The sequence below is a fragment of the Halomonas sp. BC2 genome (assembly GCF_002078115.1).
Classification (GTDB): domain Bacteria; phylum Pseudomonadota; class Gammaproteobacteria; order Pseudomonadales; family Halomonadaceae; genus Vreelandella; species Vreelandella stevensii.
The window spans coordinates 50,338-60,243 of the sequence record NZ_LFGT01000012.1 but is presented as its reverse complement, the minus strand read 5'-3'; the positions used below and the strand labels follow the sequence as shown (position 1 = coordinate 60,243).

The window sequence follows — 9,906 nt, the reverse complement described above, 5'->3', positions numbered from 1 at the left end:
CACCACGCGGCACAGGGAGTGAGCCTGTCACAGCGCGTCAGGCAGCGGTTCAGGCCAGCCGCTGCTCGGTGTCGGCATCGAACAGTACCGCCCGGGACATATCCACCCGCAGTGCCAAACGCTCGCCGGGTGCGACCGGGCATTTGGGGCCGACCCGCACGGTGATCTCCTGCTCGCCCAACGGCAGGCGCAGCAGAATGTCTGCCCCGGTAGGTTCTACCACGCTCACCGTGGCCTCCAGCAGGGTGCCTTCCGCCTGCTCGGCGAGCCTAAGGTCCTCTTCGCTGAAATGCTCCGGGCGCAGGCCCAGAATGACCGATTTTTCCAGCCGTTCGACCAGCCCTGGCGAATGGCGAGAGGCAGGCCACGGCAGCAGCAGATCAGCCTCCCTCTGCGTGGCAATGCGTAGGGCGTAACCCTCCCCGGCCGCCACCAGCGTGGCACGGATGAAGTTCATCGACGGCGAGCCCATGAAGCCCGCCACGAACATGTCCACGGGGTTGTTATAGACCTCGTCGGGGCTACCCAACTGCAAGATATGCCCATCGCGCATCACCGCGATGCAGTCGGCCAGGGTCATGGCCTCTACCTGGTCGTGGGTGACGTACACGATGGTGGTGCCCAAGCGCTGGTGCAGCTTCTTGATCTCGGTCCGCATGTCTACCCGCAGCTTGGCGTCCAGGTTCGAGAGCGGCTCGTCGAACAGGTAGACCTTGGGCTCCCGCGCCAGCGCGCGCCCCATGGCCACCCGCTGGCGTTGGCCACCGGACAGCTGAGCGGGCTTGCGATCCAGCAGGTGGGAAAATCTGCAGCAGGTCGGCCACCCGCTCCACGGCGGCTTCCCGTTCGGCCCTGGGCACCTTGCGCATCTCCAGGCCAAAGCTGATGTTCTGGCGCACGGTCATGCTGGGGTAGAGGGCGTAGGATTGGAACACCATGGCAATATCGCGCTCGGCGGGGGTCCGCCAGGTGACGTCCTCGCCGTCGATATAGATATTGCCGCTGGTGACGGGTTCTAGCCCGGCAATGGCGTTCATCAGGGTGGATTTACCACACCCGGACGGCCCCACCAGAATCAAAAACTCGCCGGAGTCGATGGAGATGCTGACATCCTTCAGCACCCGTTCGCTGCCAAACTCTTTGCGTACGTTGTGAATTTCTAACGCTGCCATGATCAAAATCCTGTTCCAAGGGGGCTGGCAATAAGCACATTGGCACCGGTCAGATCACCCCTTCGCGGGGGCGCTGTAAACCCTTCCCTGGGCGCTACTTTCGCCGTCCTGGCGAAAGACCCCCGCTACGGGGTGATGCTGACCTTTACCTGCGCTTGCCATGCACCTGATTGTTATTAGCCCTTTACGGAGCCTGCCGTGAGCCCACGCACGAAGTATTTGCCCGCCAGCACGTAGACCACCAGCGTCGGTAGCGCGGCAATCATGGCGGCGGCCATGTCGACGTTGTATTCACGTACCCCTGTGGAGGTATTGACCAGATTGTTCAAGGCCACGGTGACCGGCTGAGTGTTATGGGAAGAGAACGCCACACCGAACAGGAAGTCGTTCCAGATCTGGGTGAACTGCCAGATCACCGACACCACGATGATCGGCGCCGAGACCGGCAGCAGAATGCGCCAGAAAATACGAAAGAACCCAGCCCCGTCCAGCTTGGCCGCGGACACCAGCTCGTTGGGAATGCCCACGTAGAAGTTGCGGAAAAACAGCGTGGTAAAGGCGATACCGAATACCACATGCACCAGGATCAAGCCCGCCCGCGAGCTGGAAAGCCCCAGCCAGCCCAGGGTTTGCGCCATGGGCAGCAGCACCACCTGAAACGGAATGAAGCAGCCAAACAGCATCAGCGCGAAGACAAGTTCAGAGCCCTTGAAGCGCCATTTGGTCAACGCATAGCCGTTCAGCGCGCCCACGGCGGTGGAGATCAGCACGGCGGGAATGACGATGGCAAAGGAGTTCCAGAAGTAGCCACCCACACCCTCGCAGCGCATGCCGGTACACGCCTCGCCCCAGGCTTTAGCCCAGGGTTCGAGCGTCGGGTTTTGCGGCAGCGACAGCAAGGTGCCTGCGCTGATTTCGCTGAGTGGCTTGATGGAGGTCATCAGCATGACCACCAGCGGCAGAATGTAAAACAGGGCGGCCAATGCCAACACGCCATAAAGCACCCCGCGCAGCAGCCGCGCGCCCAGCGTTTGGCGACGAATCACGTTAGCCATGTTTGCGGCTCCTCAATTCGGAGTAGAGGTACGGAATCAGGATGGCCAGCACGCCCCCCAGCATCAGCATGGCGCTGGCCGACCCCAGCCCGATCTGCGCCCGATTGAACGCATGGGTATACATGAACGTGGCCGGAAGGTCCGTTGCATAGCCCGGGCCACCGCCGGTGAGCGCCACCACCAGGTCAAAACTCTTGATGGCGATATGCGCCAGAATCATCACCGCGCTGAACACCACCGGACGCAGGCAGGGCATCACCACCCGCCAATAAATGCGCGGCAGGCTGGCCCCATCGAGCTGGGCGGCCTTGACGATGCTGTCGTCGATACCACGCAGCCCCGCCAGAAACAGCGCCATCACGAACCCGGAGGCCTGCCAGACGGCGGCAATCACCAGGGTGTAAATGGCCATATTGGGGTCCACGATCCAGTCAAAGCGAAACGACTCGAAGCCCCAACTGCGCACCATGGCTTGAATGCCCAGCTGCGGGTTGAGCAGCCACTTCCATACCACCCCCGTGACGATGAACGACAGCGCCATGGGGTAGAGATAGACCGTGCGCAGCGCGCCTTCCTGGCGAATCTTCTGATCCAGCAGAATGGCCAGCAGCGCTCCCAGCACCAGGCAGATCAGTATGAACAGCGCGCCAAATACCATCAGGTTGGTGGAGGCGACCCACCAGCGCTCGTTGGCCATCAGCCGGGCATACTGGCCGAATCCGACGAACTGGTAGCTGGGCAGCATGCGTGAGTTGGTCAGCGACAGCACGAACGTCCATAGCATGAAGCCATAGACAAAGAACAGCGACACCGCGACAGAGGGCGCCAGCACCAGCTTCGGCAGCCACGCCTGTAGCCGACCGGACGCCGTGGGCGGCAACGCGGCACGCGTAGTAGGTTTCGTCATGGGAATTCCTCACCCGTCATCCGTCGGCGCCGCCATTGCGGCAGCGCCGATCACCAAGGTCAAGCGCGTTTGGCGCTTCGCGTCAGGGTGACGTGATCAAAAGGCCGCCGCCTGGGCGGCGCTGACCATCCGCTGGGCGGCTTGCTCGGCGGGCATGTTGGCGTCATTGAAGTAGTTGGTCACTACATCGAAGATGGCGCCCTGCACATCCGCACGTACGGCCATGCCATGGGCCATGCTGGGCACCAGCCCGCCCTGCTCGGCAGTACGCTGGAAATCTGCCAGCGACTGCTGTGCGCAGCTGTCGAAGTCGCTCATGTCCAGGTCAGGCCGCGCGGGGATGGACCCCTTGGCCAGGTTGAAGGCTTCCTGGAAGGTGGGTTCCAGTACCAGCCGTGCCAGCGTGTGCTGGGCATCCCGCTCCTCGTCATCGGTGACGCGGAACATGGCCAGGCTGTCGATATTGAAGGTAAAGGCGTCTTCGCTACCCGGGGCGGCAGCACACAGATAATCTTCTCCCGCCGTCAGGCCCGCTGCGGTGAACTCGCCTTTCGCCCAATCGCCCATCAGCTGAAAACCGGCGGCTCCCTCGATCACCATGGCCGTGGCAATGTTCCAGTCGCGCCCCGGCATGCCTTCATCCATCAGGCTACGCAGGCGTTTGAAATCTTCCAGTGCGGCAACCATCTGCTCGCCCCCCAGGGCTTCCGGGTCCAGCTCCACCAGCGCCTGCTGATAAAACTCGGTGCCCTGGCTGCCCAGCACTACGCTTTCGAACACGGTGGCGTCCTGCCACGCCTGGCCGCCATGGGCCAGCGGCACGAAGCCCGCTTCACGGATTGCTTCTCCGGCAGCAAACAGCTCTTCCAGCGTGGTGGGCATCTCGACACCTGCGGCCTCCAGCACGTCCGGGTTGGCCCACAGCCAGTTGACCCGATGCACGTTGGCGGGGACGGCCACGTACTGGCCGTCGTAACGCATGATATCGGCCACGATGCCCGGCAGCAGGTCGTTCCAGCCTTCGGCCTCGGCGACGTCGTTCAAGTCACCCAGCAGGCCAAGCTCGCCCCACTCTTGAATTTCCGGCCCTTTGATTTGTGCAGCCGAGGGCGGATTGCCCGACATGGCCCGAGACTTCAGCACCGTCATGGCGGTTTCACCGCCGCCCCCGGCCACGGCGAAATCCTGCCAGCCATAGCCTTCGGCTTCAAGCAGCTCCTTGAGCACGTTGGCGGCGCGAGCTTCACCGCCGGAGGTCCACCAGTGCAGCACTTCCACCTCGCTGGCCTGGGCCGTACTTGCCAAGGCCGTTCCAGCCGCCAGGGCCAGCGCGAGGGCAGATTTTTTGAAGACGGGTGAGGGAATACGCATGAGATAGCTCCTGCTGTTGTTGTTATGAGGTGTCATGAAGAACACAGAGTGCCGCGCTACCTGCACAACCCAACTGGCAGGCAGCGGCTCATGGCAGAGTACGTCACCCTAGGTCACAACGGGAGTTACCGAATCCTGCATAGTATTACAACCTTGTAATAGTCAGGCTTACAGGGTTGTCACGGTGGGTTGGCGCGGCAGGGTCAAGGTGGCCACGAGGCCCCCTGCGGGGTGGTTGGCCAAGCGAATGTCGCCGCCATGGGCACGAGCAATGTGCCGCGCAATGCCCAGGCCCAGCCCACTGCCCCCGGTATGGCGGCTGCGCGAAGCTTCCAGGCGTACGAAGGGGGAGAACACCCGCTCCCTCTGTTCCGCCGGGATACCGGGGCCACGATCATGAATCTGAACCTTGACCTCACCCGCCTGCTCCTCCAATACCACGTTGGCGTGCTGGCCGTAGAACACGGCATTCTCCAGCAGGTTCGCCAGGCACCGCTTCATGGCCAGCGGCTTGACGGTCAGCGGCGGCACCTGGCCACTGATCCGCACGTCGCTCCCCTGCACACGCAGCTCGTCTGCCAACGCCTCGAGAAGCGCCGTCACGTCAGTGGGTTCAGGCTCTTCGTGGAGATCCAGCCCTTTCACGGAGGCCAGCGCGCCCTTGACCAGCTCCGCCAGTTCATCCAGTGAGGCGCAGAAGCGCTCTCGCTGCTGCGGGTCATCGAGCATCTCGGCCCGCAAGCGCAGCCGGGTGATGGGCGTTTTAAGGTCGTGGGAAATCGCCGAAAAGAGCCGTTCACGCTCTTCTACCTGCTCACGAATACGCCGCTGCATGCGGTTGAAGGCAACAGCGGTGGCTGCCACCTCTTTGGGGCCGCTCTCTCTCAGCGGCGGGCTGTCCAGATCATCGCCCAGCCGACGGGCTGCACGCGACAGCCGTGCCAATGGTCGGGTCACGCTGGTGATGCCCAACAGCGACAGCGCCAGCACGGTCAGCAGTACCACCAGCCCCGCCAGCAGACGCTCTTCAGAGAGCCAGCGGTATCCGCTGAAAATGTCCGGTACGCCCAGCAGGGTCGCCACGTAGAGCCAGGTATCCGGGGCCAGCTCCAGTTGCACCACCAGAATGGGCGGCGACAGCGGCTCCATCAGCAGGCTGTGCTGGCCCCAGCGCGGCGGCAGGTCGTAGAGCAGCACTTCATTATTGAATACCCGCAGGGTCTCGGGGCGGGAGAACTCCACTACGACATCGTCGATCGACAGTTGCTGGGTGAGGATCGTGTGGACATTGTTCACCACCACCGCTTTTTCGGGACCGCTGCCAATGTCCTCCACGGGGATGCGCCGCTGGTTGACGCTGACAAAAAAGCGCGTGCCTCCCATGTTGCGCAGCTGGTCGAGCACGATATGGCGATAGTCCACCGGCAGCGAACGAAAAAAGCGCATGGTGGACGCAATGCTGAAGGCCATGTTGCTGGAGAGCTCATCGAGCTGCTCCAGCTGGCTGGCGCGCATTTGCGAGGTCCAGATCGCGTAGCTGGCCACCTGGGCGGCCAGTACCCCTGCAATCATGATGATCACGAAACGGCCGCGCAGGCTGGCGGGTAGCCAGCGTCGCCAGCGCTTCACAGGGTGGTGTCTACCTGAGCGGTCAACACGTAGCCCGCCCCGCGCACCGTACGAATCAGCTGCGAGTGCTGGGCATCTTCACCCAGCCGCTGGCGTAGCCGACACACGTGCACGTCGATGGAACGGTCCAGAGGCGGGGCGTCTCGGCCCCGGGTCAAGGCGTACAGGTCGTCACGGGTAATGACTTGGGCGGGGCGTTCCAGAAACACCTGAAGCAGCTGGAAGTCGGCACCTGACAGAGCCGTACGCTCGCCCGCCTGGTCCACCAGCTCACGGGTCATGCGGTCCAGCTGCCACTCGCCAAAGCGCACCCAGCGAGCCTCCTGAGGGCCCACTGCCGTGCGGCTTCGACGCAGCACGGCCTTGATACGCGCCAGCAGCTCACGGGGGTTGAAGGGCTTGCCAAGATAGTCGTCGGCGCCCAGCTCCAGCCCCAGAATACGGTCGGTATCGTCCGCACTGGCGGTGAGCATGATGATCGGCAGGTCGCTGTGCTTGCGCAACTCGCGACAGATGGTAAAGCCATCATCCCCCGGCATCATCACATCGACGATCAGTAAATCCGGCGTCTGCTCGGCAAGCTGCTGATAGAGCGCCTGCGCCCCTTCGGCCGTGAACACCCGATAACCGTGGCGCCCCAGATAATCCGCCAGCAGCTCGCGGATTTCCGGGTCATCATCGACCACCATCAAGGTCGCAGGCGTGGTTGTCATCGTGGAAAGCGCCCCTGGGTTGTTATCGTTTTAGGGGCTAGATGATGGTGGAGCGCTGTCGCTACCGCAAGCGGCTCTCGACTAAGGTGGCAGAACTAACCCGACAGCCCGAAGCGCTCAGCCAACCACTGGGCCACCGCCGCTTCCCCGTGATGGCCAATGCGCCGGGCATCGGGCACACGGTCGAACAGCGCCGGGTGGGCGTTGGCCATGACCTGCGCCTCCCCGGCCAGAGTCAGCATCTCGGTGTCGTTGAGGTTGTCGCCAAAGGCGAGGCAGTCGGCGGCGGTGAGGCCCAATGACTCCAGCAGCGCCGCCAGCGCAACGCCCTTGTTCACCCCACCCGCCATGATCTCCAGTGAGTCCACCGTGGAGTAGGTGATGTGCAGCCCCTCACCGTGTGCCGCGTGGGCCTGGGCCTCCAGTTCGGCCAGCGCCTGGGGGTCACCCAGATAGAGCACCTTGCCCACCCCGTGGCGGTCCATCTGTTCGGGCGGCACCACGTCATAGGTGAACCCGGTGGAGGCGTGCAGCGACAGCAGGTGGGGCGCTTCGGCATCGACATGCCAACCCTCATCGCGATACAGGCTCAGGCGCACCTGCGGGGGCCGGGGCAGATGAATCAAGGTGTGTGCATGTTCAGGTGCCAGGTGAGACGCGCTGACCAAGCGGTCATCCGGGTCGTGGGTGTAAGCACCGTTGGTACTGATCAAATGGGCCGGAATGGCCAGTTCCTCACGAAACACCCGCATGTCGTGGTAATGACGGCCCGAGGCCAGCGCCACACGGTGACCCTGTTGCACCAGGGCGCGCAGTACGTCTACCGTGCTGTCGTGTAACCGGTGGTCGCTACCCAGCAGCGTACCGTCCAGGTCGGAAACAATCAGGCGTGGGGTCATACAGGCTCCTTGGGCGTGGCGCATGAAGTGAGCCTCAGCTTAACCGATTCATCCGCAAGCGGGTAAGTCATTGACCCGCCTGAGCGGGCGTGACTTACCCAAGGGCAACGATTGGCGCAGCCAACGGGAATCCGTATAGTGGCACCCTACTCTCGCCAACTGATCGAACACATGCTTCAAAATAACTCCCTGCTTGCCCAGCTCAAGCAACAGATCCGTGAAACCACTCCCCGCGCCGAAGGGGTGATCAAAGCCACCGAAAAAGGCTTCGGGTTTCTTGAAACCGACAGCGGCGAATCCTATTTCGTGCCGCCGCCTGCCATGAAGCAGGTGCTCCACGGCGACCGCGTCGAAGCCGTGATTCATGAGAACGGCGACAAAAAATCCGTCGAGCCGGAGAAGCTGATCGAAGCGGGCCTGGACCGCTTCATCGCCCGCGTGCAAAAGCGCGAAGGCCGCCTGGCAGTGGTGCCCGATCACCCCTCGATTCGCAATGTGCTGAAAGCCCGCATCAAGAACAGCCTGGACGAAGACAGCATTGGCGACGGCGACTGGGTCGTGGCGCGTCTGGTGCGCCATCCGCTCAAGGAGAACGATCGCGGCTTCTTTGCCCAAATCGACGAGCTGGTCGCCAAGGTCGACAACCCCGCCGTGCCGTGGCGTGTCACCCTGGCGCGCCACGCGCTGGAGCAGGAGTGCCCGGATGCCGGTAGCGACTGGCCGCTGCGCGATGAGGGCCTGACTCGGGAAGACCTGACGCAACGCCCCTTCTTCACCATCGATGGTGAGAAGACCCGCGATATGGACGATGCCCTGCACGTGGTGGCGCGTCCGGAAGGCGGCTGGCAGCTGAGCGTGGCCATTGCCGACCCCACGGCGTATGTGGATGAGGAGCACGCGGCCGACCTGGAAGCGCGTGTGCGTGCCTTCACGGTTTACCTGCCGGGCCAGAACGTCACCATGCTGCCGGAGCAGCTGGCCGATGACCTGTGCTCGCTGTGGGAAGGCCAGGAGCGCCCGGCCCTGGCGTGTACGCTGGACATCAACGCCGACGGCAGCCTGGGCGACTACCGCTTCTTTGCCGCCAACGTGACCTCCCACGCCAAGCTGGTGTACGAGCGCGTCTCTGACTGGATCGAAGGCCAGGGCGACTGGGCACCGGCCGAGGAGATTGCCGAGCAGCTCAAAGCGCTGCAGGCCCTGACGGAAGCCCGCACCGCCTGGCGCAACGAGCACGCACTGGTGTTCAAGGACCGCCCGGATTACGTGTTCGATCTGGACGAAGCAGGCAACGTGCTGGGCGTGCGTACCGAAGACCGGCGCATCGCCAACCGCATGATCGAAGAGTCGATGATTGCGGCCAACGCCTGCTGTGCCGACTTCCTGGCCAGCCATATCGGCCACGGCATCTTCAACGTGCACCGCGCCTTCGAGCCCGAAAAAGCCGAAGCGGCTCAGGAGTTCCTCGCCAGTCAGGAGATCGACGTGGCCCAGGAAGCACTCACCGAGCTGGCGCACTACAAAGAGCTCAAGCGCGCACTGGAAAGCCGTGACGACGCCTGGCTGGATGCCCGCCTGCGCCGTTTCCAGGGCTTCACCAGCATGTCGGCCCAACCTGGCCCACATTTCGGCCTGGGGCTGCCCGCCTACGCCACGTGGACCTCGCCGATCCGCAAGTATGGCGATATGGTCAACCACCGCTTGATCAAGCGCGTGCTCAAGGGTGAACAGGCCCCGGCAGAGGCCAGCCAGCAGCTCACCGAGCAGCTCACCGAACGCCGCCGCCTGAACCGTATGGCCGAGCGTGACGTGAAAGATTGGCTCTACGTTCGCTACCTGACCCCGGCAGCACAGAACCAGGATACCTTCGAGGCCGAAATCATGGCCATCAATCGTGGCGGCATGCGGGTGCGTCTGATCGAAAACGGCGCCACGGCCTTCGTGCCAGCCCCCTTGATGCACAGTGACCGCGACAAGGTGGTGATCGACGATAAAGAGGGCCGCATTCAGATCGAAGGCGAAGAGCGCTTCAAACTGGGCGACAGCCTGCGTGTCTCGCTCACGGAAGCCCGTGAAGAGACCCGCTCGCTAGTGGCGAAACCCGCCGCCTGACCCCGGCATGGCCTCGCGGCAAGCGTCGGCGAGGCCATGAGCAGCACC

General features: G+C 63.3%; 7 protein-coding genes and 1 pseudogene. 1 reads left to right on the top strand and 7 read right to left on the bottom strand.

Annotated features, from left to right (window positions below; all coding sequences use genetic code 11):
* Nucleotides 1-49: 49 nt before the first annotated feature.
* From B7L71_RS09140 to B7L71_RS09110, 7 genes and pseudogenes are all read right to left on the bottom strand, one after another.
* A pseudogene (locus B7L71_RS09140) lies at nt 50-1,172 on the bottom strand (ABC transporter ATP-binding protein).
* Nucleotides 1,173-1,348: 176 nt separating this feature from the next.
* The gene (locus B7L71_RS09135) at nt 1,349-2,227 is read right to left on the bottom strand and encodes a carbohydrate ABC transporter permease (protein WP_039176323.1); all 879 of its coding nucleotides are present in this window, start codon (nt 2,225-2,227) and stop codon (nt 1,349-1,351) included.
* The gene (locus B7L71_RS09130; RefSeq protein WP_016914519.1) at nt 2,220-3,134 is read right to left on the bottom strand and encodes a carbohydrate ABC transporter permease; all 915 of its coding nucleotides are present in this window, start codon (nt 3,132-3,134) and stop codon (nt 2,220-2,222) included. Before B7L71_RS09130 ends, B7L71_RS09135 begins: the two co-directional genes overlap by 8 nt.
* 96 nt (nt 3,135-3,230) lie before the next feature.
* Entirely contained in the window at nt 3,231-4,505 is a 1,275-nt protein-coding gene (locus B7L71_RS09125) for an ABC transporter substrate-binding protein (RefSeq protein ID WP_081137473.1), read from the bottom strand.
* 168 nt (nt 4,506-4,673) lie between these two features.
* Nucleotides 4,674-6,077: a sensor histidine kinase gene (locus tag B7L71_RS09120; RefSeq protein ID WP_249273224.1), complete on the bottom strand. Its 1,404-nt coding sequence runs from the start codon at nt 6,075-6,077 to the stop codon at nt 4,674-4,676.
* A gap of 53 nt (nt 6,078-6,130) precedes the next feature.
* A complete protein-coding gene (locus B7L71_RS09115; protein ID WP_081137470.1) occupies nt 6,131-6,847 on the bottom strand; it encodes a response regulator in 717 nt (238 codons plus the stop codon).
* Between the two features lie 95 nt (nt 6,848-6,942).
* Nucleotides 6,943-7,746 (bottom strand): Cof-type HAD-IIB family hydrolase, encoded by an 804-nt coding sequence (locus B7L71_RS09110; RefSeq protein WP_081137468.1) that lies wholly within the window; start codon nt 7,744-7,746, stop codon nt 6,943-6,945.
* Nucleotides 7,747-7,917: 171 nt separating this feature from the next.
* Between B7L71_RS09110 and B7L71_RS09105 the strand changes: the two genes are divergently transcribed.
* Nucleotides 7,918-9,858 carry an exoribonuclease II gene (locus B7L71_RS09105; RefSeq protein WP_040460885.1) on the top strand — a complete coding sequence of 647 codons (1,941 nt, stop codon included), beginning with the start codon at nt 7,918-7,920 and terminating at the stop codon, nt 9,856-9,858.
* Nucleotides 9,859-9,906: the final 48 nt, after the last annotated feature.

Coding starts and splice junctions, on each gene's coding strand:
- B7L71_RS09135 (WP_039176323.1), bottom strand. CDS start 2,227: ATGGCTAACGTGATTCGTCGCCAAACGCTGGGCGCGCGGCTGCTGCGC.
- B7L71_RS09130 (WP_016914519.1), bottom strand. CDS start 3,134: ATGACGAAACCTACTACGCGTGCCGCGTTGCCGCCCACGGCGTCCGGT.
- B7L71_RS09125 (WP_081137473.1), bottom strand. CDS start 4,505: ATGCGTATTCCCTCACCCGTCTTCAAAAAATCTGCCCTCGCGCTGGCC.
- B7L71_RS09120 (WP_249273224.1), bottom strand. CDS start 6,077: ATGATTGCAGGGGTACTGGCCGCCCAGGTGGCCAGCTACGCGATCTGG.
- B7L71_RS09115 (WP_081137470.1), bottom strand. CDS start 6,847: ATGACAACCACGCCTGCGACCTTGATGGTGGTCGATGATGACCCGGAA.
- B7L71_RS09110 (WP_081137468.1), bottom strand. CDS start 7,746: ATGACCCCACGCCTGATTGTTTCCGACCTGGACGGTACGCTGCTGGGT.
- B7L71_RS09105 (WP_040460885.1), top strand. CDS start 7,918: ATGCTTCAAAATAACTCCCTGCTTGCCCAGCTCAAGCAACAGATCCGT.